Origin of the sequence: Vibrio sp. Vb0598 (genome assembly GCF_033338935.1) — a bacterium.
Taxonomy (GTDB): domain Bacteria; phylum Pseudomonadota; class Gammaproteobacteria; order Enterobacterales; family Vibrionaceae; genus Vibrio; species Vibrio alginolyticus.
This window is the reverse complement of the sequence record NZ_JAWOTP010000034.1, coordinates 1-26,215: the sequence shown is the minus strand read 5'-3', so window position 1 is coordinate 26,215 and position 26,215 is coordinate 1. Positions and strand designations below refer to the sequence as shown.

Below are 26,215 nucleotides of genomic sequence, written 5' to 3'. Positions count from 1 at the left end.
AACCTAGCCGCAGCATCAATATGACGCGTCTGCTGCTTTCTCTCGACAGCACGCCTGAGAATCGTGAGGAAATTGTCCTAGCAAACCGTGTGCTTTCTGATCCTCACTTTCAAAGCCAGCTCAAAGGCCTTGATCTCAATTACCTGGATGACGCTAAACGCTACCTCAATCTCGATTGGGTATCTGTCAATGAGGCGATTGAGCACCTAAACGAAAGCCAGCAGTACATTGAAAAAAACTTTTCCTCTGATGAGATCATTTTTGAACCTCGCGACATGACGTTCAAAAACATCGTCATCAAAAAGAAGGATTGGCAAGGCCGCGCTTGTGCTTACGATCTACGCTATCAGCATCATCCCAAATATCGTCCTCCTATTGGTGAAACTCGATTCACTATCACCAAAGACTCATTGATTGAACACCCAAGCATTGGCGATCATTTTCAAGGCTGCTTCCTCTCGATGAAGCGCCCTATCACGGAAGATGTCGTCGAACCGATAAGCAAGTTTGCGGATTGGTTTAATATCGTTGGTTGTTCAATCACAGGGTGCACCCGCAACGACTTGAATGGCTTCTCTCTCGAAGACTTCGATGATGAAGGCGACTGGAAGTACCGCTCCGTTGCCCTCAATTTTGATCCGAGCACCGAGTTATTGATGGAAAAAGTACAAGGTCTCGGGCGTAAAAAAAACATCCAACACAATAACCGCACAGAAATGCTCTGGTTTACGTATCCCAATACTAGCGAACACGACATTGACTACCTCGGCGTGTGGCAACAAACCGAATACCACCAACAGTCCATGACACAATCGTGCCTATTGATGCGCCATCAACAAGTCATGCGACTGCCGAAAAATACGGACACCTGCCCAACCGATACAAGCCTGTACACCCAAGATGTTACCCGCGAATTTGCCGACATGTGGTGGGTCAACAATAGCGCCCCCAAAGCCGAACTCGCGCAAATGAACGTCATGGTACGTTGGTCAACAACCCCATCCGAAATCAATTACACCACCTGGGAATACTTGCCAGCTGGTGCAACTTGGGAGCAAGGCATTTTATATCGCTATCAACAAAATGTTCTGCGCAACCAAGACGGTTCCGATCGCATTGAAACCCACACCATTTCTGAATTTGTCAAAGTGAGCGAGGATGTATAACCATGGCAACAGCAGTAGCACTGACACAAATCATTCAACAATGGCAATCTGGTGATAAACGAGCTGAGAGCGAGCTCTATCAGTTTGCTTATTTACAGTTGCGTAAGATCGCCCAACACGAGCGTGAACGAAATGCAGAAAAGTACGGCACCGACAACAAAGTATTGGCCGATAGCGTCAACAGCACCACAGCATTAATTCATGATGCTTACCTGAAGATGTCCAACTGCGACATGAGTGAAATTGAAACAAAGCGCGATTTCTTTTTGATGGCCGCCAAAGTGATGCGTCAAATCTTGATCGACAACGCACGCTCGCACCAAGCACAAAAGCGTCAACACATTACATTGATGAGAGATGAAGAAGATCGTTTCGAGCAATTGATTATCATGGATAAAGCTCTGGATAGTTTCAGTAGCCGCTATCCACGCCAATCGAGCGCACTCAAACTCAAGTATTTAATGGGCATGAAAAACCAAGAAATCAGTGAGCTACTCGAGTGCAGCGCAAGCCTGATAGAGAAAGACCTCAAATTCTCTCGCAGTTGGCTGCAATCACGAATGGCGCACACGTAATCATGAACAAAAAGCTTTGGATAATCGGCGCAGTATGCGTCGGTTTGTTTGGTATTTACTTCATTTCAAACGAACACAATTTGGCATCTGTGGAAGACTTGTCAGACAACGCCGACAAGTCAACCCAGCAAGCACATCGTCAATATGAGCGCACATCTTTAGTTGAAGTAAAGCAAGCGTTGACAGGTTCTGCGTTGGATCGCACTCCTAAAAAAACGGGAGATGACGCATTTAACTCCGCCCTTTTAGGACAACCAGGCCCTGTTACGAATCCATTTCATACCACAGAAGACAACACGTTTTACGAGTCAGCATTGGGTGATAAGAACAGCCGACCACAAGAGAACCCATCAGAGAATAATAAACCCATCATCAACCTCACTGTGGAACAGCAGCTACAAACCATTATTTATGCTTGGGAGCTGAAACAAAACTCTCCGGTGAGTTATTCGCTCAACCTTAACCAGCTTTTTGAAGACCCAGATGGCGATCTCCTCACCACTCAGATTTGGCTTGAAAACGCCAATGGGTTAAGAGTCCTCAACCAAGGACAAATGATGGTGCAAGGAGCGCCTGAGGAAATAAAAACCACCACATATTTGGCGGTAGCAGCGCGCGATGATTATCACGGTAATAGCGATCATGCATGGGTCACAACGCGCTTTGAGTTACCCGTTATCACACCCGATCAAAATGACACAGAACACCCGTTAGTTGGCGATGTAGTTTATCGCCTAGAGACGACACAAAATCTTGCCGGTATCGCGTACGCGTATGAAGTGGTGTATTGCGAGGCCTTTCAGTTTGAGGAGGGCGAAGTAAGTTATGCCGCCTCACACAACAAACGCCAGTGTCCTGAAAAGGGAGACTTGAAAAAAGTGGGCAAGTACAAAATCAGTGATGACTCGTTGATCGTTTATGTCCAAGGTGTACGCCAAATTTGGACCATCAAAAAAGAATACCCATCTCAGGTTCATGAAGATACTCGGAACTACTTCACCACCGTGTTTGATGGTAAACAATTCGAAAGCTACACCATGCAAAAAAACAAGCAATCGATGGAAAAACGCATCAATGTCCACACTGGTGAGTACGAATATCAAGGAACGTTGTTTGACTACCTCTTTCCCATTTCAGGAGGGGGTTACATAAACGGGACTGCTAGCAACTACATATTTGATAGAAGTGTTCAGGGTAACGAACCAGTGCACAAGCTGGACTCTGATCTCAATATGAAATCAAATCAACATGACCTATTTTGTCATGATTATTTATTTTACTGGTACAGCTCTATCGTAGCGGGGCGAGGCGAGTTTGCCGATATTATCTCTAGCTCAATGGATTTTGACGGCGTAAATCCAATACATTGTGCTGAATGGCCAGATAATTACTGGCAACGAACATTTATGTTTTACAACCTTGAATACACAGATTACGACATATTCATTCCAGGCGAAGTCTACAGTTATGTGCTTAAACCTCACCCTCAATTTGCTGATCGCGTTGAGGAATTTAAGATCAACATGATTTATCACGCCCCTGTCCTTAGCGACACCCAATAAACCTTTTTTACCGGTGGTTATTTTAACAAAACAATCATTCCCAAAATAAAACTGGAACCGTGATCAAATTATAAATTTTCCATCATAGACAAAAAATAGAAATAAATTTTACGGGTTTTGTGCGGATTTTCGTGTCTTGAACCTAAGCTCAATAGTCATTAAAAAGACACAACTCTCTTATATCTCACTAGTGAGATATAAAGAAAAAAATAATAAAAAAAGCGACTTTCTCATTCGGAAACGAAACAAGGACAAATAAATAATGAATAAGGTGAGTTTACTAGCAGCGTCAGTGGCTATCGCTCTTACAGGCTGTGGCGGTTCAGATGGTGGTTCAAACAGTGCTAACGACGGCGTTGTGATCACAGGTTTTGACGGCTACTTCAAGCATGCCGTTGTTTTTGAAGATACGAACAACAACGGCCAATGGGACACTCAAGAAACATTCCTTGGTCTGACCGATGAGAAAGGTCAACTGAAATTGGATGCAAAACCAGAAAGCACTCTAGCGCTACAGACCATCACACCAAACGGTTCAAAGCAGAAACAGCTCATCGCCTTGGATGCGAAAGAGTACGCTGGCAAATACACGGTAGATATGGATCATCCAGGCCAAGCTATGGCGCACGAAATCGTATTCCGTGCACCAACATCATCAAACGTGATTTCACCTATCACGGATCTTGTGGCGATTGAAATGGCAAAAGATCCAGCCATTAGTGAAGAAGACGCGAAAGCGAAAGTAAACCAAGCGCTAGGAGGCTCAGAAGAAGCACCAATTGATCTGTACAGTGATTTTGTTGAAGGTGCGACAAAAAACGCCGAACTACATAAAACCGCTCAGATTCTGACCGACTCGAAAGCACAAAACCCAACGAATTACGAGAAAAAAGCCACGGAGTTTGCTCAAGCGGCAAACCAAGAAGTGGAACGTCTTGTTGCATCTGGCGAAAACATCAATGACCCAAATCTACGTCCAATCATCACTGACGCGACCCCAGACAGCGACACCTTAGCACCTGAAACGGCAGTTAATAACAAGCTAACCGTAAACAAAATCGTCGAAAAGGCAGCTAAAGATAAGCTAGAAAAACTACCAAAAATCGTACAAGGCGTGGACTTTGATGGCTTAGAGCTAGACATTGAAGGTCTATTTGCAGACAAAGACCAAAACCTTGTGACAACCAAACTGACGCACAACTTTGCAGGCACAGGCATTGAAGTTGTGCAAACTGGCAACCTGATTGTTCTACATCCAACTGCAATCGTAGAGAAAGCTGGTGATTTTGAGATTGTTCTAACGGCGCAAGACATTGATTCGTCAGGTAAGGTTTTGGGTACAGTAAGCACCGTATTTCAGTTCGAAATCGAATCGGCAAACTTACCACCAATGGTTGTAGAAACAGAACAAGCGCGTCTGCAGTCCATCGTTGATGGTTGGTACCTACAACAAGGTGAAGTGTTTGAACAAACACTCGATATTTCTGGTTTGTTCCAAGATAAAGACGGTCAAATTACCGACTACTCAGCGGACTATGTAGACATTGAAGGTCTAACAGTATCTGAGGATGGTAATGCAATTATCACCATTAAAGGCACACCAACAAAAGCAGGTGAAGCTGGAGCAGTACTTGCGATTAGCGCAACAGATGGCCATACCGCGGTACAAATTGCGCTCAGCATGCCAACGGTTATCGAAGGCGTCACGCCACCACCAGTAGTACCGACTTTGGGCTTCACTCACGAGCACTTCAACGGTCAAGAATGGAAAATGGGTAGCTTTGCACAGAAAGATGGTGAAATTGGCTACGCCATGTTGATGCAAGATTCTGAAGGCCTACTATTCTGCTGGGGTTCAAACCACGATGAGATGAATCAAGAGTACAAAGCGAACATCAGTGACTTCCTAAAAGACACATGGGAACACGATGCTTACGCCATTCTTGCCGATCTGGACCAACAAACTGGTTACACGGAATACAACAATAAAGACTGTAACGACGTTGAGCTGAAAGACGGTAAGCTATACAACAGCTACGGCGACGAGTATGAAATGTTGTACCAGCACAAAACCGAGCATAACGGCACTCAAATGATCGTTAAAATATCAGATGATGAGCTGTTCTGGATGGACTCAAGCAATACCCCATTTGCAGAATCACTTTCGGTTGCAGAACACATCAAACACGGCACGGTAGAGCATGACTTGATGGTAGAAAGTAATGGCACAGGCGACGACACAGTCCTGAAATACTCGTCAGGTGCGTACGAATACGACACTGATACTTACAACTACACTTCGTTCATGCCAACAGGATTCCAAACTCCAGGTAATTGGGAAATCCAGAATGATAAAGACCGTGAACTGCTGATTCTAGAAGAAACAGGCTCAGAGTCAGATTACAAAACTCGTCATCGTTACATCAACCGCGATTTTGGTGACTTTTATATTGGTATTCGTTGGAGTAAAGAACAAAACGGTCATGAATCCGCACCGGAATATGGTCTGTACTCTAACAGCAAAGAAGCCATGACAAGCATCGCGAGTTCACTACCGATTTTGGAGCCTGGTGATGATGACTAAAGCAACCATCGTTAACCCTTGCTGTGATAGCGTGCATTTGCGTAGAAGACGCAGAACACTTTGGGAACGATTGGTCGGCATCAAAGAAGTGTATATCTGCTCTAACTGTCACAAAGAAACGCCACTCAAATAGCGATAATATTTGAGACCGCAAAAAAGCCCCGAACTCGGGGCTTTCTTCTATATTTTGACCACAATATCTGAGTCGTTATTTCACGCACACCACGTTCAATAATGAGGTCCCGGTGAGCTGATTGGGCTCACGATCGGCGAACAAACCTTTCTTATCTTTGCCCCAATACGGCAGTTGCAGTGGCCATTGATTTTTTTCCATCACCCCAGACGCCCTCAGCGCTTTAAACTCTGCAGGGTTAGCTAAGTTCATACCCAGTTGCTGACATACTTTGTGCGAGTTTTCGTAGTTGAGGCGGTTCCACGGCTTACCATGTTCCATGTAAAACTGATTATGGTGATCGAGTAAATATGGGACCACGTACGTTTTGCCCTGTACTGAAGTTCTCAACCGAACTTCAATGTCATCATTTCCAGTGACAATTGGCTTCGCTTTGGTCTTAGCAACAGGCGTAGACGAAGAGCTATCACGTGAACTTTTTGCCTTGGTATCTGGCTTCTCTGCCCGCGCTTTAAAGGCGTCGGTATCAGATCGCACTGCAGGAACTGGTGCGGGTTTCGGGGTCACCATCGGTGTTGGCTTAACCGAAGATGCGGCTGATTTCGAAGATACAGTAGATTTAGGTGTAGGTGGTGTTACTGGTTGCTTCGTCCCTTTCCCAACTACTCGGATGAACGCCTCTTTGTAATTCGACAAGGTTTTGACTCCTCGTAAGTCATCCCTCGCATCAGACAATGCCTTGTAAGGTCCAATCAAACAGCGATAGCCTCTGGATTCAGGCTTCATCCATACGTCGGTCGTGATTTTACTATAGAGAGGCTTAGCTTTCGCGAGGGACATAGGCTTGGGTAGCAATCCGCATTGAATCCAGTAAAGGTAGTTGCCCCCCTGCGGCACTTTCTTTCCCCATACTCCGTTACCAATTGGGCACGTTTTCTCAAGCATCGGTAATTCTTTCTCGCTGGCTTGAGTGGCTTGGCAAAGGAACTCCTCCGCCGATACTGGGCTAGAAAACTGGGCGCATACCAGCAACAAGCCGAAAGCTAGGCTTGCTTGGAAGATACGAGATGGGTGTTGTGCCTTCTTCATTTCCATACACTTCACTCTAAATTAGTGGGTAAGGTCATTATGGCGGCAAAGCGCCAAAAAAATGTGAACAAAGAATAACTAGCAAAAAAAGAGCCGGAATTTGCAGCCGGCTCTCAGTTTAGGAAGGAATTAAGCGAATTTACAACGCTTGGCGGGAAAATTCTTAACCTTTGTACAGTTTCGGGTTGAATACATCTCGTAACCAGTCACCCAATAAGTTGATAACCAGAACCAGTGTAACCAACACGATGCCTGGGAAGGCAGTAATCCACCACGCACCTGAGAAGATGTAGTTAAAGCCGATGCTGATCAGCGCACCTAGTGACGGCTGATCAACAGGAAGACCCAAACCTAGGAATGACAGTGCCGCTTCCGACATGATCGCGTTCGCTACCTGTACCGTCGAGATAACCAAGATTGGCGATAGACAGTTTGGCAGAATGTGACGGAACATGATTCGCGGAGCTTTAAAGCCCATCACACGCGCCGCTTCGACGTATTCTTTCTTCTTCTCTGCCAATACCGAGGCACGAATAGTCCGTGCGTATTGCGGCCATTCTGCCACACCGATGATCACCACCAGCATGACCACCGCATATTGGCTGTAAAAATCACTGCCAAAGCTGGCTTTGAAGATAGCTGACACGATGATCGCGACCATCATGGTCGAGAACGACAACTGTACGTCTGCAAAACGCATCAAGAAGCTATCGATACGGCCGCCGAAATAACCCGCCGACAAACCAATGATGATACCCAGTACCAACTGAAGGCCAACCGCCAGGAAGCCGATGGTTAAAGACAGACGAGAGCCGTAAAGAATGGTCGATAAAATATCGCGACCTTGCTCGTCAGTACCCAACACAAAGCGCTCATCGCCATCTTCCATCCACGAAGGCGGCAACTCAGAATCCATGATGTCGATAGACGTCAGATCGTACGGGTCTGTTGGCGCAAGAATCGGTGCAGCCAATGCCAATACTAAGAACATCATAAAGACGGTAAAACTCGCCATCGCCACTTTGTCGCGTTTGAAGTAATACAGAAAATCTGACTCTTTGAAGCGCTGCCACGTTGATGGAGCAGGAGCTGGTGTTAAATTTGATTGGCTCATGATTAAGCTCCTTTTCCAGTTAGGTTCACAGTTGGGTTGATGATGCCATACAGCAAGTCAACGATGGTATTGGTTACCACGAAGATCAGACCAACAAAGATAACGTAGGCAGTGATCAGCGGTGTATCTACACGGTTGATTGCCTCTAGGAAAAGGAAGCCAGTGCCCGGCCATTGGAACACGGTTTCAGTAAGAATGGTGTAGGCCACCATGGTACCAATCTGCACGCCACCTACCGTCAATACTGGTAGCATGGTGTTCTTAAGTGCATGTTGGTAATAAATCTTTTGTAAGTTCAAACCTTTTGCTTTGGCGAACTTAATGTATTCCGAACTCAGTACTTCCAGCATTTCTGAACGTACCAAACGGATGAACAACGGCAGCATGATAGACGCTAGCGCAATACAAGGTAGGATGAGGTGCTTGATACCATCAATGGTAAAGAAGCCAGATTCCCAACCGAGTACGTTAGCGGTTTCACCTCGCCCATAGGAAGGCAACCAACCGAGTTCTATTGAAAAGACATACATCAGCATGATTGCGGTTAAGAACACCGGAATCGAGATACCGACACTGCTCATCGCCATCACAAATTTGGTAAAAACACTCTTAGGATGAATCGCAGAGTACACCCCAAGCGGAATAGAGAAAACAATGATGATAAGCGTCGCGCCAAACACGAGCTCTAATGTAGCTACCAGCTTGTCGAGAATCACCTCAACCGCAGGTCGCTTGAAAAAATATGAGGTACCCAAATCACCTTGCAGTGCATTACCCACAAAGCGCGTGTACTTTGTGATAAAGGGATCGTTCAGGCCCAAGTCGTCGCGTAGCGCTTGACGCTCCGATTCCGAAACCGACTGACCTACAAGCTCACGCAGCGGATCACCCAGGTTGTCCTGAATGGCAAACGCCACCAAACTGATCACAAACATCACTATCAGTGCCTGAAACAGGCGCTTGACCAGAAACGAAAACATTCCTTGCCCCTTAACTATCCATAGATCTCTAAATTAGAGAGAAAATTCAGTCTAAATAACCAACTCAATCCGACTGAAACAAAACTGAGTCGAGTGCTTTAAGTTGAGGAGGGAAATCCATCCCTCCTCAAAGTCGACTAACCGTGATTATTCAACCACTAGGTCACCGAAGTAAGGCATTACCATTGGGTTAACGATATCTGCCGCTTTCACGTTAGACTTCGCGCCCCATGCTTCACTTTGCCAGTGTAGCGGTACGAATGCTGCGTCGTTGTATAGTGTCGCTTCTACGCCCTTCAGCATTTCTGCACGTTTCGCAGGATCCGTCTCTACGTTCGCAGCTTCAACCACTTTGTCCATTTCTGGGTTTGAGTAGTAACCACAGTTGTACTGACCACGACCGGTTTCTTCGTTACGAGTCATCGTTAGGAACTCGTTGAAGTTCGCTGAGTCTTCTGTATCTGAGTGCCAACCGATCATCAGCATGTCTGCCGCACACTTGTCGAACTCAGGCCAGTACTGCGCTTTTGGCATGGTCTTCAGATCAACCTTGATACCGATCTTAGACAACATTGCCGCCGCCGCTTGTGCTACTTTCGCATCATTCACGTAACGGTTGTTTGGTGCGATCATCGTTAGCGTCAGGCCATTTTCGTAACCCGCTTCTTTCATCAGCTCTTTCGCTTTCTTCAGATCGTAGCGAGGAACCAGTTTGTCATCGTGACCCACGTAACCTGCCGGGCTTTGCTGACCAGCGGCCGTTGCGAAGCCTTTCATGATTTTCTTCACGATACCTTCGTTATTGATTGCGTGAACAATCGCTTGGCGAACGCGAACGTCTTTCAATGCTTCGTTGCTGTTTTGGTTTAGTTGGAACGTGATGATACGAGTACCAGGTAGCGTAACTAGGTCGATGCCGTCAGCATCTTCAACGCGTTTGTGGTCGTTTGGCGCTACAGGGTGAATCATGTCAACACCGCCAGAAAGCAGCGCTGCTACACGAGTCGCGTCTTCTTTGATTGGAACAAGTGTTAGCTTATCAACGTTACCTTTCGACTCTTTGTCCCAGTAATCTTTAAAGCGTTCAAATTCCACTTTTACGCCCTGCTCACGTGATGTCACGATGAACGGACCCGTGCCAGAAACGTTAGTCGATGCGAATGAGTTACCGTGCTTCACTAGTTCAGACTTGTCTTTGCCGTCTGCGGTTTTACCCGTGTAGAACTTGCTGTCCATAGGGAAAATGTACGTTGCGGTTTGCAACACTAGTGGGTAAGGACCTTTAGTTACAAGATCGAACGTGTTGTCGTCAACTTTGACGATTTTTTCGTACGGGTCGAAGATGTTTTTAAAGTCAGGAGAGCTTTGTAAACGCTGGAACGTCCACACGACGTCGTCAGCCGTTAGAGTATTGCCAGAATGGAATTTCACACCTTCACGCAGTTTGAAACGAACAGTCGTATCGTTAATACGTTCCCAGCTTTCTGCTAGGCGAGGCTCGAAATCCATTTTTTGAGTAAAGCGAACCAACGGATCAAATACCATGTGTGACATTTGCAGTGTGCCACCTGATAGCTGCTCATGTGGGTCAAGCGATACTGGGTCAGCTGCATAGCCAACTTTGATATCTGCTGCCATTGCGTTAAAGCTTAGGCCCGCAGCCATTAGCGCCACTGCTAATTTGCTTTTCATGGTTTTCATTTGCATAACTCCTTCATGCGGGGATACGGATCCCTTGTTGTTGTGTTTGCGTCTTTGTTATGACTAAAGGTTAGCCAAGCGAATTGCTTGGTTTATGCCGTTTCGATCTCTTCTCGCAAGCCAGTAAACTCCGGCATCAGAGAAATCAATTTTTTGCTGTATTCGTGTTGAGGTGCCGTGAATAACTGTTCTGTTGGTGCCACTTCTAAAAGTGTACCCATTTGCATCACACCTACTCGGTCACACATCTGACGAATAACAGGTAAATCGTGGCTGATAAACAACATAGTCAAGTTCAGCTCACTTTGCAGATCTTTCAGCAAGTTTAGAATTTGTGCCTGTACCGATACGTCCAGTGCTGAGGTCGGTTCATCACAAATCAAAAGTCGAGGACGAGTCGCCAACGCACGCGCAATAGAAATACGCTGACGCTGACCACCGGAGAATTCATGAGGGTACTTAAGCCCAGCCATTCGACCCAAACCAACATGATCCAATAGGTCATTCACGATTTGGCGAGTTTCCGACTCGTTTTTCGTCAATTTATGGAAACGGATTGGCTCAGCAATAATATCGAATACCTTCATACGAGGGTTCATTGAAGTATATGGGTTTTGGAACACCATCTGCATTTGACGACGCATCGGGCGGCGCTCTTTCTCAGAGGTTAAAGCGGTCAGGTCAATGCCCTCGAATTTCACCTGACCAGAGTTAGGTTGGTATAAACCAGCAATCACACGTGCAATGGTCGATTTACCTGAACCAGACTCGCCCACCAAACCAAAGGTTTCGCCTTCGTGCACTTCAAAGCTCACATTATTAGATGCTTGCACGTATTCTCGGCGGCTCTCGAACAAAGAGTCTTTGGTCACAAAGCGAAGATTGACGTTCTTCACGTCCAAAAGCGGGCCAGTGTACTCACGCTCATCTTGGCTTTGTCCTAACCAGTGGTTCTTGATATCGAGTGGCTCCATTTCCGCCGCTTCTTCGATATAGCTTACTAACGGGAAACGATCTAGCTTTCTGTCTGAACGTGGTACCGCTGAAATTAGACTGCGAGTATAAGAGTGATCAGGATCGCCTAATACTTTGGCTGTTGGTCCAAACTCCACCAAGTCACCACGATACATTACCGCCACGCGATCGGTGACGTTGGAGACGACACCCATATCGTGAGTAACCAACATACAGCCGACATTGTTCTTGATACACAGCTCGCGGATCAAGTTGAGGATTTGGTCTTGGATAGAAACGTCTAACGCCGTAGTTGGTTCGTCCGCAATGATGAGATCAGGCTCACCAGCCAAAGCAATGGCAATGACAACACGCTGACGCATACCACCAGAGAATTGGTGCGGGTACTGTTTTAAGCGGTTTTCTGGTTGAGGAATACCAACCTGCTGCATAAGAGAAAGCGCGCGCTGATACGCCTCTTCATCAGAGACCTTCATGTTGGCGTGGATCGTCTCTTTCAGCTGTTGCTCAACAGTAAAAAGTGGATTGAGCGAGGTCATCGGATCTTGGAAAATAAAACCTATTTTCGAGCCGCGAACCTTACGCATCGCTTCTGGTGATAGGCCAGAAATTTTTTCTCCATCCAGGAATACATCACCGCTAGCAACGCGACCTGGGGGACTAAGCAAATCGATAACAGCGTTACCAACGGTGGATTTACCCGCACCTGATTCGCCAACAACACCCACGATTTCACCACGTTCAATATGAAAAGAAAGTGACTTCACGGCAGCGTGAACGCCGTGTCGGGATGGGTATTCAATACGAAGGTTTTTCACTTCTAATAGTGACATTTCAGACCTCTACTGCCTTGTCTGTGGTATCGAATCGCGCCAAAGGCACCATTCATCACCTGAATGAATCCGTTCAAATTCAGAATAATACTCTGAAATCTTAATGCGGAAATAATTTGGCAAAAATCACACAAAAAAGCAACAATTAAAGTATATTCCGCCGAAAAAACATTAAATAAACGCACAATTAGCGAATAAAAATGCATTAACAAGTATTTAACCATTTTCATATCACACTATTTTTGTGCGTCATGCACCAATAAAACTAGAAAAATGCTCTAAAAGTAAACATGAGCTAAACAAGATCATTAACCATATTATTCATGTGAATTTATTAACATTTAACAAACAATATCATATGCAAAAAGTGTTTTTTCAACATAAAAAACTATTAATAAAATAGTCGGCAAATACAAAAAGCCAAACTTAGGAAGAGAAAGGATCGGTCAAAACGTGAACAAAACAGCAAAACCACACAAATCCTGCTCCAACGCAGATTATGCGCCACTTAAGCGGTTTATTGACTAAGCAAAGGAAAGTACCGCTATCCTCATTCGTACGTCATAAGAAAACTCGCCTATTTTAACCCTTTACGACACAATTGAGAGTGGGATAATAGATGAACAGTGTCAAAGCCAAGCCGTAAATAAAAGGAGCTCCTGTGCTTAAAGCGATTTTTTTTGATATGGACGAGACTTTATGTGCAACGTCACAAGCCGATAAAGTTGCAGGACAAGCGTTTACAACTTGGATTCATAAAACCTACCCACAAGTGACTGATCCAAAAGCGTTTTTGCAGCACTACTTACAGGGTGTATACAAAAAGCTGAATGCTGAGTTCCCTCACCTTGTGGCTCTGCTACCCGATGAAAATGCCTTCCGTTGTGGCCTGATCCAAAACATCTTGGCGGAGCAAGGCGTCAGCATCACTGCAAAAGAGGCTCAACAAGCTCAAGACTACTTTGACTCTGCACGTATGGGCGCGTTCACTTTCTTCCCTGGTGTAAAAGAAATGCTCAGCGACCTTCGTCAACATTACAAACTCGTCGTGATCACTAACGGCCCGATTTTTTCTCAACACCCTAAATTAAACGCGACACAAATGAGCAACTGGGTGGACCATATTATTGTGGGAGGAGAAGAGCCAGAAGAGAAACCTGCTACAAGTATTTTCCAAAAAGCGCTCGACTTGGTCGAAGTAAAACCAGAAGAGGCTCTACACGTGGGCGACTCTTTACCTGCTGACATTGCTGGCGCTAACAATATGGGTATTTTGAGTGTGTGGGTGAATGCGACAGGCGCAAGTAACTCAACGGATATAACGCCAAGTTTTGAAATCCAAGAAACGGTAGAACTGAAAGAAATCCTTAAAACACTCGCCCAATAAAAACAGCGGATTAGAAAACTACAAAAACCCCAGACACTGCTCTGGGGTTTATTTTGTCAGCTCGAAAAGCATTTGGATCATAGATGGTCAAAAGCCCCTAGAGCTGTACACTTTTGGGAAAAATTGAAATGGAATGCCGATTCTTTTCAGGAGAGATGCAAAAAAGCCCCAGTCTTTCGACTGAGGCTCTAAATAGCGGTCGGTGAAGAGCCGAATTCTAACTTCAGGCGAACCCCACTTGGGTTCAAATCCATTGATACATTACCGACTAATACAGTCCAAGCGAGATCATAAACTCTAAAACGACGAAAGCCTGCTAAAAAGCAGGCTTTCTAATAGTGGTCGGTGAAGAGGGATTCGAACCCCCGACCCTCTGGTCCCAAACCAGATGCGCTACCAAGCTGCGCTATTCACCGAACTGTATTTGCTGATTTTCTCAAATCAGACAGGACACTTCAACTAAGAAGTCACCTTAATTAATGGGGTGGCTAACGAGATTCGAACTCGCGACCACCGGAATCACAATCCAGGGCTCTACCAACTGAGCTATAGCCACCATCAATTTTTGCTGTTTACCGCTCTATTCGAGCCATAAACTAAATAGTGGTCGGTGAAGAGGGATTCGAACCCCCGACCCTCTGGTCCCAAACCAGATGCGCTACCAAGCTGCGCTATTCACCGACGATGTTTTATCTTGATTGAATCAAGATTGGGAGCAATGCTACCGCATTCAATCTAAAAAAGAAAGAATGGGGTGGCTAACGAGACTTGAACTCGCGACAACCGGAATCACAATCCGGGGCTCTACCAACTGAGCTATAGCCACCACTGATTTTTACCGATGTATCCTCCGAGGCAATGGTACGCCCGAAAGGATTCGAACCTTCGACCTTTGGCTCCGGAGGCCAACGCTCTATCCAACTGAGCTACGGGCGCATGCCCTATCGGCGGAGTGGAATAATACGGATATCACACTATGCCGTCTAGTACTTTTTTTACTTTTTTTATCGTTTGGTCTCTTTTTCGACAGTTATCTTCCGTTAAAGTGGATTTTTGATGTGATTCACGCCCTGTCATGGATAACTTGTTGTTTATTGCAACAAGTTATCGGGATATAATCACCCATTATTTACATTGATTTAACAGCTGCAACCAAGTTGTCTAATCATTCTATGCCATTCAGTGGAATTTAATGATTTCTCTGCTCGGCATTAATACTCTAACTATATAAATAGGTAAGTCACTTACCTCGGGAATGTGAAGTGGGTTTAATGGATATGTCTCGACAAATGATTAGCGTTTTGTTCGCTGCCTTAACGTTTTCTACGGCAGCTTTAGCTTCTGACATCAGCCAAACTGAATACGATGCGATCGCAGAACGCATCCAACCTGTCGGTGATGTTTATCTAGCGGGTTCTGAGCCAGTGAAAGAAGAACCAACCGGTCCACGTGATGGCGCCACAGTTTATGGTACTTTTTGTATTGCTTGTCACGCATCTGGTGTAAACGGCGCACCTAAAACAGGTAATGCCGATGATTGGGCACCGCGTATTGCACAAGGCAAAGATACGTTAGTGAAGCACGCATTAGAAGGCTTCAATGCGATGCCAGCCAAAGGAACCTGTATGGACTGTTCTGACGATGAAATCATCGCAGCAATTGACCACATGATTGAAGGTCTATAAGTAAAGACATCAACGAAAAAGGCTTGCCAGTTGGCAAGCCTTTTTGTTTTTAGTCAGTGAGAACAAGGTTACTTTACTTCTTAAACATTGCTCGAATATTGGCAATGTGTGCTTGACCTTTCGCCATACGCTCTTCTGCTGATACTGGCTTTTTGTTTACTTCCCATTCAACGTCATCAAATGGCAACTCATCCAAAAAGCGGCTTTGAGTCGGTTTGATCAACTCGCCGAACTGCCGACGCTCTTTGCACATAGTGAAAGTCAGTTCACGTTGCGCTCGAGTAATACCAACGTACATCAGGCGACGCTCTTCTTCCACGTTATCTTCATCAATACTGGTTTGGTGCGGTAAAATACCTTCTTCGGACCCAATTAAGTATACATATGGGAACTCAAGGCCTTTTGATGCGTGCAAGGTCATCAGTTGTACTGCATCACTGTCTTCATCTTCTTCACCGCGCTCCATCATGTCACGCAAGGTCAAACGTTGAACGACTTCTTTTAACGTTTTCTCTTCTTGATCGTAGTTGTCACCCTCTAGGTCCGCCACTATCCAGGAATAAAGGTCAGAAACGTTCTTCATTCTCATTTCAGCGGCTTTCGGACTTGCTGAAGTTTCGTATAGCCAATCTTCATAATGGATATCACGAACTAGCGAACGAACCGCTTCGACGGTATCACCACGCTCAGCTTGATCAGCAATCGCCACTAGCCATTGGGTGAAACGACGCAGGTTTTCTAGGCCACGTCCCGTTAGGTGCTGTTCGAGCCCCATTTCAAAGCTCGATTCAAACAGGCTCTTCCCTCGCATATTGGCATAACTGCCTAACTTCTCTAACGTTACTGGGCCAATTTCACGTCGTGGAGTATTCACAATGCGCAAAAATGCATTGTCGTCATCCGGATTAACCAAAACGCGCAAATACGCCATGATGTCTTTAATCTCTGCGCGCGCAAAAAACGAGGTGCCACCAGAAATTTTATACGGTACACGGTTTTGCATCAGAGACTTTTCAATCAAACGTGATTGGTGGTTACCACGGTATAGAATCGCATAATCTTTATATTCGGTACGGTTTAGGAACTTATGTGCAATTAGTTCACCCGTTACGCGCTCTGCTTCGTGCTCTTCATTTTTAGCCAACAACACTTTGAGTTTTTCACCGTCAGGAATTTCAGAGAACAAGGACTTCTCATAGACGTGAGGGTTGTTAGCTATCAAAATGTTGGCCGCACGCAGGATTCGACTCGTTGAACGGTAGTTTTGCTCTAGCTTAATCAAACGCAAATTCGGATAATCTTCACCTAGCAACACGAGGTTCTGAGGTTTCGCACCACGCCATGAATAAATAGACTGATCGTCATCCCCTACAACCGTCAATCGTCCACGTTCTCCGACAATTAATTTGACCAGCTCATACTGACTCGTGTTGGTATCTTGATACTCGTCAACCAGTAGGTAACGGATACGATTCTGCCAACGCTGACGAACGTCTTCATGATTACGTAAGAGTAAAACGGGCATCAAAATTAGGTCATCAAAATCGAGCGCGTTATAGGCTTTCATTTGCTTTTGGTACATATCAAAACAGAACGCAAACAATTGTTGCTGTTCACCTTGCGCACGCGCTTTGGCTTGCTCTGGCGTCAACATGTCGTTTTTCCAGTTGGAAATACAACTCAGAAGCTGACGTAGCAGATCTTTATCACCATCAAGCTGCTTTTCAGTAAGCTCTTTGAGCAGAGCTAGCTGGTCTTGGTCATCAAACAGTGAGAAGCCCGCTTTCAACCCTAAATGCTTGTACTCACGCTTGATGATGTTCAATCCTAAAGTGTGGAATGTTGATACCATCAAACCTTTAGACTCACCTTTCCCTAACGTTTGACCTACACGCTCCTTCATTTCACGTGCCGCTTTGTTGGTAAACGTCACCGCCGCAATGTTACGCGCTTTGTAACCACATTGCTGAACCAGATAAGCGATTTTATTGGTAATAACACGAGTTTTGCCCGAGCCAGCACCAGCTAGCACTAGGCATGGACCAGACACGTATTTCACGGCTTCATCTTGACTAGGGTTCAGCTTCATAGAAATTCTCTGCGGGTGATGAATGTGGCGCCTATGATAAAGGGGTGGCCTCGTGAAAGCTATGCTGATTTCTTGTAATTTTCACACCAATTAAGTGCAATATTCTGTTGCATAAATGGCGGGTATTTAAGCTATAATGAATGAACGTTCATTCACTAAAGGGTGACATTATGAAGGATAACCCTGCTGTAGATAAACGAGAACAAATCTTAGTCGCTGCTGAACAACTCATTGCTGAATCTGGTTTTCAAGGGCTTTCCATGCAAAAGCTCGCCAATGAGGCAGGTGTCGCAGCAGGGACGATTTACCGTTATTTCTCAGATAAAGAACATCTTTTAGAGGAACTACGCCTTAACGTTGCTAAGCGTGTTGCTACTGCGGTGCAACTAGGTGTTAGTGAAGAGATGCCTTTAAAACAGCGTTATCGAACCATGTGGCTCAATATTTGGAATTTAGCGAGCTCGAACTTAAGTGCGATCAGCAACCGAGTCCAATATGAGTCTTTACCCTGTTCAAATAGTAGCAAAGCTCGGGAACTTGAGAGACAAATGTTTGCCCAAGTAGATCTTCTTTTTAATCAGGGTAAAGACGAGGGAGTATTCAAGCTTCTCGATAACGAAGTACTTTCTGGATTAAGTTTTGAGGCAAGTGTTGCACTTGCTCGGAAACACGCTTTGGGATTTTATCAACTGGATAAGACGGCATTAGAGGCCGCTATTGAAGCCAGTTGGGATGCAATTATTAAACACTAACTTGGAGTTCTTAATAGAATGAAAAAGTGGACTTTCTTTATGTTACTTATCGCCGTTCTCTTGTTCGGCAGCGTGATAGGTTTCAATTTATTTAAGCAACAAAAGATCGCTGAATACATGGCAAACCGTCCTGAACCTGAGTTCCCAGTAACCGTGACAGAAGTGCAAGCGGTGGATTGGGTACCAGTCATCGAGGCAATTGGTTTTATCGAGCCAAACCAAGGCGTGACGGTAGCGAACGAAACGAGCGGTGTTATCGATAAAATCGCGTTTGATTCCGGTACTCAAGTTAAATCGGGTCAGCCATTAGTGTTGCTTGATTCTGAAGTCGAAAAAGCAAATTTGAAGAGCTCGCAAGCTAAGTTGCCAGCGGCAGAAGCGAAATACAAACGCTACCAAGGCCTATTCAAAAAAGGCTCTATTTCTAAAGAAGCGTATGACGAAGCAGAAGCAAACTACTTCTCCTTAAAAGCGGATATTGAAAGCCTGAAAGCAACCATCGACCGACGCGAAATCAAAGCGCCATTTGATGGTGTGGTAGGTATTCGTAACGTGTACCTCGGTCAGTACCTACAGGCGGGCACCGATATTGTTCGCCTTGAAGATACCAGCGTGATGCGCTTGCGCTTCACCGTGCCACAAACCGATATTTCACGTATCAATATCGATCAAGAAGTGGATATCTTTGTTGACGCTTATCCAGACCAACCTTTCAAAGGGTCTATTTCTGCGATTGAACCAGCTGTAAACGTACAAAGTGGTTTGATTCAAGTTCAAGCGGATATCCCTAACAGTGACGGCAAACTACGTAGTGGTATGTTCGCGCGTGCAAACATCATTCTGCCTAAATTAGAAAATCAGGTCACGCTACCTCAAACCGCGATCACATTTACGCTGTATGGCGACAATGTTTACATCGTAACAGAAGAAGATGGCGAAAAACGCGTTAAGCAGCATGTGGTAAAAGTTGGCGAACGCTCTAAAGATATCGCACACATTCTAGAAGGCGTGAAGCCAGGTGATGTAGTGGTGACATCGGGTCAAGTCCGTTTGAGTAACCATGCGAAAGTAAGCATTGTCGAAAGCGATGCAACTACCCCACCTGCTGAAACACCAATGCTTTAAGTTGGAGGCATCATGCGCTTTACAGATGTTTTTATAAAACGTCCAGTTTTAGCGGTATCGATCAGCTTTTTGATTGCATTGCTTGGTTTGCAAGCGGTGTTCAAAATGCAGGTTCGTGAATACCCTGAAATGACGAATACGGTGGTCACCGTGACCACCAGTTACTACGGTGCAAGTGCCAACTTGATCCAAGGCTTTATTACTCAGCCATTGGAGCAAGCGGTAGCGCAAGCCGATAATATTGATTACATGACTTCGCAATCGGTACTGGGTAAATCGACCATTACTGTAAACATGAAGTTGAATACTGATCCAAATGCGGCGTTGTCTGACATTCTGGCGAAAACCAACTCGGTACGTTCACAGCTACCAAAAGAAGCCGAAGACCCAACCGTAACCATGTCGACAGGTTCGACAACGGCGGTACTGTACATCGGCTTTACGAGTGACGAGTTATCTTCAAGCCAGATCACTGACTACCTTGAGCGTGTAATCAACCCGCAGTTGTTCACCGTAAACGGTGTGTCCAAAGTTGACCTGTATGGTGGTATGAAGTACGCACTGCGCGTATGGCTAGATCCTGCCAAAATGGGCGCTTTGAAGTTGACCGCAACCGATGTGATGAGCGTTCTTAACGCCAACAACTATCAATCTGCAACCGGTCAAGCGACGGGTGAGTTCGTGCTTTATAACGGTAGCGCAGATACTCAGGTATCAAACGTTGCTGAACTTGAAGCATTGGTCGTGAAAACTGGTGAAGGGGATGTCATCCGCCTAGGTGATATCGCTAAAGTAACGCTAGAGAAGAGTCACGACGTTTATCGCGCAAGTGCAAACGGTCAAGAAGCTGTGGTTGCGGCGATCAACGCAGCGCCAAGTGCTAACCCAATCAACATTGCAGCAGACGTACTTGAACTGTTGCCTCAGCTTGAGCGCAACCTACCAAGTAACATCAAAATGAACGTAATGTACGACTCAACTATCGCCATCAACGAATCGATTCACGAAGTAGTCAAAACGATTCTTGAAGCAGCGGTCATCGTACTTGTGGTTATCACACTGTTCCTAGGTTCATTCCGCGCGGTAATCATTCCTATCGTGACCATTCCACTTTCATTGATTGGTGTGGCAATGGTGATGCAGGCAATGGGTTTCTCTTGGAACTTGATGACGCTACTGGCGATGGTGCTTGCCATCGGTCTGGTGGTGGATGACGCGATCGTTGTACTAGAAAACGTTGACCGTCACATCAAAGAAGGGGAATCACCATTCCGAGCTGCAATCATTGGTACGCGTGAAATTGCGGTTCCAGTTATCGCGATGACATTGACGCTAGGTGCAGTGTACGCACCGATCGCATTGATGGGTGGTATCACCGGTTCATTGTTCAAAGAGTTCGCTTTGACACTGGCAGGTTCAGTATTCGTATCCGGCATCATCGCTTTGACACTATCACCAATGATGTGTTCGAAGATGCTGAAGGCGAACGAGAAGCCAAGCAAGTTTGAGCAAAAAGTTCACCATATCCTTGATGGCATGACCACTCGTTACGAAGGCATGTTGAAAGCGGTAATGGCTCATCGTCCGGTTGTTATTGCGTTTGCAATCATTGTATTTGCAAGCTTACCGGTCTTGTTCAAGTTTATTCCTAGCGAACTAGCACCATCTGAAGATAAAGGTGTGGTCATGCTGATGGGTACCGCCCCATCAAACGCGAACTTGGACTATATCCAAAATACCATGGATGACGTAAACCAAATACTCTCAGATCAACCGGAGGTGGAATACGCACAGGTCTTTAATGGTGTACCAAACTCAAACCAAGCGTTTGGCCTAGCAACATTGAAGCCTTGGAGTGAACGAGAGGCAAGCCAATCTGAAATCACGAAACGTGTGGGTGGCCTAGTATCAAGTGTGCCTGGTATGTCTGTCACTGCATTCCAAATGCCAGAGCTTCCAGGTGCAGGCTCAGGTCTACCTGTTCAGTTTGTAATTACAACACCAAATAGCTTCGAGAGCTTGTTTACTATCGCTAGCGATATTCTAACCGATGTTGCAAGTAGCCCAATGTTTGTCTATTCCGACCTTGATTTGAACTACGATTCAGCAACGATGAAGATCAAGATCGATAAAGACAAAGCGGGTGCCTACGGTGTGACGATGCAAGACATTGGCATCACTCTCAGCACCATGATGGCAGATGGTTATGTAAACCGAATCGACCTGAATGGTCGCTCGTATGAGGTGATTCCTCAAGTTGAGCGTAAATGGCGTCTAAACCCAGAATCGATGAAGAACTACTATGTACGCTCTGTAGATGGTAAAGCGGTTCCATTAGGCAGTCTGATTACTATCGATGTGGTGGCTGAGCCTCGCTCTTTGCCACACTTCAACCAGCTAAACTCAGCGACTGTGGGTGCAGTACCATCGCCTAGTGTTGCTATGGGTGACGCAATCGACTGGTTTGAGAATATTGCACAAACCAAGCTGCCTGCAGGCTATAACCACGATTACATGGGCGAATCTCGTCAGTTTGTAACGGAAGGTAGTGCCTTGTATGCAACCTTCGGTCTTGCACTTGCGATCATCTTCCTCGTTCTGGCGATTCAATTTGAATCACTCCGCGACCCTATTGTCATCATGGTATCTGTACCTCTGGCAATCTGTGGTGCCTTGATCGCATTGGCCTGGGGTACAGCCTCGATGAACATCTACTCGCAGGTTGGTTTGATCACGCTGGTCGGCCTAATAACCAAGCACGGTATCTTGATCTGTGAAGTCGCCAAAGAAGAGCAGTTACATAATAAACTGTCTCGTATTGATGCGGTGATGGAAGCTGCGAAAGTGCGTCTTCGCCCTATCCTAATGACCACTGCAGCGATGATCGCAGGTCTGATCCCGCTGATGTACGCAACAGGTGCAGGTGCCGCGCAACGTTTCAGTATCGGTATCGTCATCGTTGCAGGCCTTGCAATCGGTACACTGTTCACACTATTCGTACTACCTGTGATTTACAGCTACCTAGCTGAAAAACACAAACCTCTGCCAGTATTTGTTGAAGACAAAGACTTGGAGAAGTTAGCGCGAGTTGACGAAGCGAAAGCAGCTCATCGTGAATTAGCGGATAACAGATAAGCTATTAAGGCATTCAAAAAGGTCACTTCGGTGGCCTTTTTTATTGCCGCTCTCTTTTTTGCCATCTAAGTGGCGACTTTCACGTATCATTTACTTAAAATGAGGACAAATCAAAAGGAGTTTTAGCCACTATGTTTGACCCAAAGAAATTAGAGCAAATTGCTAAACAGATTCACGACTCAATGCCTCAACCTGTAAAAGAATTGGGCTCTGATGTCGATCAGAAAGTTCGTCAAGTAATCCAAGGCCAGCTAAACAAGCTAGATGTTGTAAGTCGCGAAGAGTTTGATGTTCAAACTCAAGTTTTACTACGTACACGTCAAAAGCTAACAGAAATGGAACAGAAGTTGGCGCAACTTGAAGAAAAGCTTGCTGAAAAATAAGTATCAAAGCGCTCCTCACAAAGGAGCGTTTTTCTTATCGGCGCGCAGATAAATCGGCTAAAAACAAAAAGGCTTGGTCAACGGCGACCAAGCCTTTTGATTAGATGTTGTGTTTTATTTTGTATTTATCACTCCAGTCTGCCTGGAGTTTATCTACTGCGTTACTTGAGACTAAGTAAATTACGCTGTATTAAGGTTTCATTTCTAGGAGAAGGCGCGGACTTTACGATAGTAAACGAGCACCTTCGACACCGAAATGGAGTCATTTAGCCGCCCACCGCGATACGCTTCATATCAGTCATGTAACCACGTAGCTCTTCACCGATGTACTCTACAGGGTGGTTACGGATTGTTTCATTCACAGCGATAAGAGTCGCGTTATCCACTTGGTTAGACGTTTCACCTAAACCTTTACCAATTACGTCAGTATTTACGGCTGGCATAAACTTCTCACGTAGAAGCGGCGTTGCTACGTTAGCGAACAGGTAGTTACCGTATTCCGCAGTGTCTGAGATAACCACGTTCATCTCGTATAAACGCTTACGTGCGATAGTGTTTGCGATAAGTGGCAGCTCGTGTAGAGACTCGTAGTAAGCAGACTCATCAATGATGCCAGATGCCGTCATCGCTTCGAATGCTAGCTCAACACCCGCACGAACCATAGCAACCATCAAGATACCGTTATCGAAGTACTCTTGCTCAGAGATTTCTACGTCAGTTTCTGGGTAGTTTTCGAAAGCAGTTTCACCTGTTTCTGCACGCCAGCCTAGTAGATTTGCATCGTCGTTTGCCCAGTCAGCCATCATAGTGCTAGAGAAGTGACCGGTGATGATGTCATCCATGTGCTTGTTGTATAGCGGACGCATCAGTTCTTTTAGCTCTTCAGAAAGCTCAAATGCTTTCACTTTTGCAGGGTTAGTTAGGCGATCCATCATGTGAGTGATACCACCAAACTTCAGTGCTTCAGTGATGGTTTCCCAACCGTATTGAAGAAGCTTACCAGCGTAGCCAGGATCGATACCATCAGCAATCATCTTCTCGTAACATACGATAGAGCCAGCCTGTAGCATGCCACAAAGGATAGTTTGCTCACCCATTAGGTCAGATTTCACCTCAGCAACAAAAGAAGACTCTAGACAGCCTGCACGGTGACCACCTGTTGCTGCAGCCCAAGCTTTCGCGATATCCCAACCTTCACCTTTTGGGTCGTTCTCTGGGTGAACAGCGATAAGAGTCGGTACACCGAAACCGCGCTTGTATTCTTCACGAACTTCCGTACCTGGACATTTAGGTGCAACCATTACTACCGTTAGGTCTTTACGGATTTGCATGCCTTCTTCAACAACGTTGAAACCGTGAGAGTAACCTAGTGCTGCGCCTTCTTTCATTAACGGCATTACCGTCTCAACAACGTTTGTGTGCTGCTTATCTGGAGTAAGGTTTACTACTAGATCAGCTTGTGGAATTAGCGTTTCGTAGCTACCTACCTCAAAACCGTTGTCTTTTGCGTTTTTGAATGACTGGCGTTGCTCATCAATCGCGGCTTGGCGAAGCGCATAAGCAACGTCTAGACCAGAGTCGCGCATGTTCAGACCTTGGTTAAGACCTTGAGCACCACAACCTACAATGACTACTTTCTTACCTTTCAGATAATCCGCTTCTGAAGCGAACTCACTGCGGTCCATAAAACGACAACGACCTAATTGGTCCAACTGCTCGCGCAAGTTTAGGGTATTGAAATAATTAGCCATCTGGGTGCTCCTTTGAGATTCTTCCATTGAGGTCAGTAATTGCCTTACCGAATAACTTCATACTAAAACAGACATGAGATTGCTTAAAGTGATATATTCACAATTAGTTATTGCAATTTATGCAACATGGAAATGAAAATTTAATGAATATCAAAAGCCTGCAACTTTTCATTCATCTCTGTGAGAGTAAAAGTTTCGCCAAGACCGCAGCGGCAATGCATATTAGCCCTTCAGCCTTAAGCCGACAGATACAAAAATTAGAGGAGGAAACCAGCCAACAATTGTTTTTACGCGACAACCGTAGCGTTGATTTAACTATCCAAGGTAAAAAGCTAGTCCCAGTTGCCTTAAAGATTCTTGGCGAATGGCAGCAGTATCAGAGTCACCTGAAGGGAACCGAGGATGAATTGAAAGGAGAAATCCGTCTCTTTTGTTCTGTTACTGCAAGCTACAGCCATCTTCCGGAGCTAATCTCTGACTTTCGTATTCAGAACCCTTTCATTGAGTTCAAACTATCAACCGGCGATCCAGCTCAAGCGATCGACAAAATACTAGCAGATGAAGCCGATATTGCCATATCAGCCAAGTCAGAACAGATGCCAAATAAAATCGCATTTGAAACGATCAGTGAAATCCCACTTTCTGTCATCGTACCTGTTGGGGTTAGTGCGTTTGCTGAAGAGCTACAAAAAGAAAAACCAGACTGGTCGGTCATTCCATTCATACTCCCAGAAGCAGGAACGGCAAGGGACAGGGCCAATACTTGGCTCAAACAAATGAAAATAAAGCCAAAGATCTACGCACAAACCTCCGGACATGAAGCCATCGTAAGTATGGTTGCATTGGGGTGTGGAGTAGGTATCGCACCTGATGTTGTAATCAACAACAGTCCGGTAAGAGAAAAGATAAATCGTTTAAAAGTCTTACCAATTAAACCTTTTAAACTTGGTGTTTGCTGCAACAAAACTCAGCTGGAGAATCCGCTTGTTAAAGCCTTTTGGAAGGTTGCAGAGAGCAAGTATATCGCACCTTAGATGAACACTTTTTAGGTATAAAGTGAGCTAATTTTAAAACTCTATAGATGCAAAAAAGCCCGCTCTTTCGAGCGGGCTTCTTAAATTTAAAGCCTGGCGATGTCCTACTCTCACATGGGGAAGCCCCACACTACCATCGGCGCTATTTCGTTTCACTTCTGA

Annotated in this window: 19 protein-coding genes and 5 tRNA genes; 12 read left to right on the top strand and 12 right to left on the bottom strand. The window is 45.4% G+C overall.

The features are described from left to right. From R7Q38_RS22040 to R7Q38_RS22020, 5 genes are all read left to right on the top strand, one after another. Positions 1-1,166: chromosome partitioning protein ParA (locus R7Q38_RS22040; RefSeq protein ID WP_318114356.1), on the top strand; the 1,166-nt coding region annotated here is incomplete at its 5' end. A 2-nt stretch (positions 1,167-1,168) separates the two neighbouring features. Beyond that, on the top strand, positions 1,169-1,741 hold the full coding sequence (locus tag R7Q38_RS22035) for a sigma-70 family RNA polymerase sigma factor (protein ID WP_005379118.1): 573 nt from the start codon (positions 1,169-1,171) through the stop codon (positions 1,739-1,741). Between the two features lie 2 nt (positions 1,742-1,743). Then, positions 1,744-3,303 (top strand): hypothetical protein, encoded by a 1,560-nt coding sequence (locus R7Q38_RS22030; protein WP_239939166.1) that lies wholly within the window; start codon positions 1,744-1,746, stop codon positions 3,301-3,303. Positions 3,304-3,565: 262 nt separating this feature from the next. Then, positions 3,566-5,887, top strand: coding sequence for an acid phosphatase (locus R7Q38_RS22025; RefSeq protein WP_239939259.1), 2,322 nt, complete (start codon positions 3,566-3,568; stop codon positions 5,885-5,887). Next, positions 5,877-6,020 (top strand): hypothetical protein, encoded by a 144-nt coding sequence (locus R7Q38_RS22020; RefSeq protein WP_012841245.1) that lies wholly within the window; start codon positions 5,877-5,879, stop codon positions 6,018-6,020. Before R7Q38_RS22025 ends, R7Q38_RS22020 begins: the two co-directional genes overlap by 11 nt. Before the next feature lie 75 nt (positions 6,021-6,095). Here R7Q38_RS22020 and R7Q38_RS22015 read toward each other — a convergent pair whose 3' ends face one another. From R7Q38_RS22015 to R7Q38_RS21995, 5 genes are all read right to left on the bottom strand, one after another. Next, positions 6,096-7,115 (bottom strand): SPOR domain-containing protein, encoded by a 1,020-nt coding sequence (locus R7Q38_RS22015; RefSeq protein WP_239939260.1) that lies wholly within the window; start codon positions 7,113-7,115, stop codon positions 6,096-6,098. A 157-nt stretch (positions 7,116-7,272) separates the two neighbouring features. After that, the gene (locus tag R7Q38_RS22010) at positions 7,273-8,223 is read right to left on the bottom strand and encodes an ABC transporter permease (RefSeq protein WP_171343022.1); all 951 of its coding nucleotides are present in this window, start codon (positions 8,221-8,223) and stop codon (positions 7,273-7,275) included. Positions 8,224-8,225: 2 nt separating this feature from the next. Next, on the bottom strand, positions 8,226-9,203 hold the full coding sequence (locus R7Q38_RS22005) for an ABC transporter permease (RefSeq protein ID WP_005379110.1): 978 nt from the start codon (positions 9,201-9,203) through the stop codon (positions 8,226-8,228). Positions 9,204-9,350: 147 nt separating this feature from the next. After that, positions 9,351-10,904, bottom strand: coding sequence for an ABC transporter substrate-binding protein (locus R7Q38_RS22000; protein WP_005379109.1), 1,554 nt, complete (start codon positions 10,902-10,904; stop codon positions 9,351-9,353). Between the two features lie 92 nt (positions 10,905-10,996). Continuing rightward, positions 10,997-12,712, bottom strand: coding sequence for a dipeptide ABC transporter ATP-binding protein (locus tag R7Q38_RS21995; protein ID WP_005379108.1), 1,716 nt, complete (start codon positions 12,710-12,712; stop codon positions 10,997-10,999). Positions 12,713-13,373: 661 nt separating this feature from the next. Here R7Q38_RS21995 and R7Q38_RS21990 point away from each other — a divergent pair. Next, positions 13,374-14,099, top strand: coding sequence for an HAD family hydrolase (locus R7Q38_RS21990; protein ID WP_239939236.1), 726 nt, complete (start codon positions 13,374-13,376; stop codon positions 14,097-14,099). 339 nt (positions 14,100-14,438) lie between these two features. Here the strand turns inward: R7Q38_RS21990 and R7Q38_RS21985 are convergent. From R7Q38_RS21985 to R7Q38_RS21965, 5 genes are all read right to left on the bottom strand, one after another. Then, positions 14,439-14,515 (bottom strand) — tRNA-Pro (locus R7Q38_RS21985). Positions 14,516-14,579: 64 nt separating this feature from the next. After that, positions 14,580-14,655, bottom strand: a tRNA-His gene (locus R7Q38_RS21980). Between the two features lie 48 nt (positions 14,656-14,703). Then, positions 14,704-14,780: transfer RNA gene (locus R7Q38_RS21975), tRNA-Pro, on the bottom strand. Between the two features lie 69 nt (positions 14,781-14,849). After that, positions 14,850-14,925: transfer RNA gene (locus R7Q38_RS21970), tRNA-His, on the bottom strand. A 33-nt stretch (positions 14,926-14,958) separates the two neighbouring features. Beyond that, a tRNA-Arg gene (locus R7Q38_RS21965) sits at positions 14,959-15,035 on the bottom strand. Positions 15,036-15,370: 335 nt separating this feature from the next. On the opposite strand from R7Q38_RS21965, the gene R7Q38_RS21960 reads away from it, so the two are divergent. Further along, positions 15,371-15,784 carry a c-type cytochrome gene (locus R7Q38_RS21960; protein ID WP_005384252.1) on the top strand — a complete coding sequence of 138 codons (414 nt, stop codon included), beginning with the start codon at positions 15,371-15,373 and terminating at the stop codon, positions 15,782-15,784. Positions 15,785-15,857: 73 nt separating this feature from the next. Here the strand turns inward: R7Q38_RS21960 and rep are convergent, their stop codons facing one another. After that, complete coding sequence (gene rep / locus R7Q38_RS21955) at positions 15,858-17,873, bottom strand: DNA helicase Rep (protein WP_005379104.1); 2,016 nt, start codon at positions 17,871-17,873, stop codon at positions 15,858-15,860. 170 nt (positions 17,874-18,043) lie between these two features. On the opposite strand from rep, the gene R7Q38_RS21950 reads away from it, so the two are divergent. The 4 genes from R7Q38_RS21950 to ubiK all read left to right on the top strand — a co-directional run bounded on the left by R7Q38_RS21950 (position 18,044) and on the right by ubiK (position 23,268). Continuing rightward, positions 18,044-18,625 carry a TetR/AcrR family transcriptional regulator gene (locus tag R7Q38_RS21950; RefSeq protein ID WP_005384254.1) on the top strand — a complete coding sequence of 194 codons (582 nt, stop codon included), beginning with the start codon at positions 18,044-18,046 and terminating at the stop codon, positions 18,623-18,625. 18 nt (positions 18,626-18,643) lie between these two features. Beyond that, a complete protein-coding gene (gene vmeC / locus R7Q38_RS21945) occupies positions 18,644-19,750 on the top strand; it encodes a multidrug efflux RND transporter periplasmic adaptor subunit VmeC (protein ID WP_005379101.1) in 1,107 nt (368 codons plus the stop codon). 12 nt (positions 19,751-19,762) lie between these two features. Then, on the top strand, positions 19,763-22,885 hold the full coding sequence (vmeD, locus tag R7Q38_RS21940) for a multidrug efflux RND transporter permease subunit VmeD (protein WP_005379100.1): 3,123 nt from the start codon (positions 19,763-19,765) through the stop codon (positions 22,883-22,885). 131 nt (positions 22,886-23,016) lie between these two features. Then, the gene (ubiK, locus tag R7Q38_RS21935) at positions 23,017-23,268 is read left to right on the top strand and encodes a ubiquinone biosynthesis accessory factor UbiK (RefSeq protein ID WP_005379099.1); all 252 of its coding nucleotides are present in this window, start codon (positions 23,017-23,019) and stop codon (positions 23,266-23,268) included. 266 nt (positions 23,269-23,534) lie between these two features. On the opposite strand, the gene ilvC is transcribed toward ubiK, so the two are convergent. Beyond that, positions 23,535-25,019 carry a ketol-acid reductoisomerase gene (ilvC, locus tag R7Q38_RS21930; RefSeq protein ID WP_005379098.1) on the bottom strand — a complete coding sequence of 495 codons (1,485 nt, stop codon included), beginning with the start codon at positions 25,017-25,019 and terminating at the stop codon, positions 23,535-23,537. Between the two features lie 143 nt (positions 25,020-25,162). Here ilvC and ilvY point away from each other — a divergent pair, with 143 nt between their 5' ends. Then, a complete protein-coding gene (gene ilvY / locus R7Q38_RS21925) occupies positions 25,163-26,053 on the top strand; it encodes an HTH-type transcriptional activator IlvY (protein WP_005379097.1) in 891 nt (296 codons plus the stop codon). Positions 26,054-26,215 lie beyond the last annotated feature (162 nt).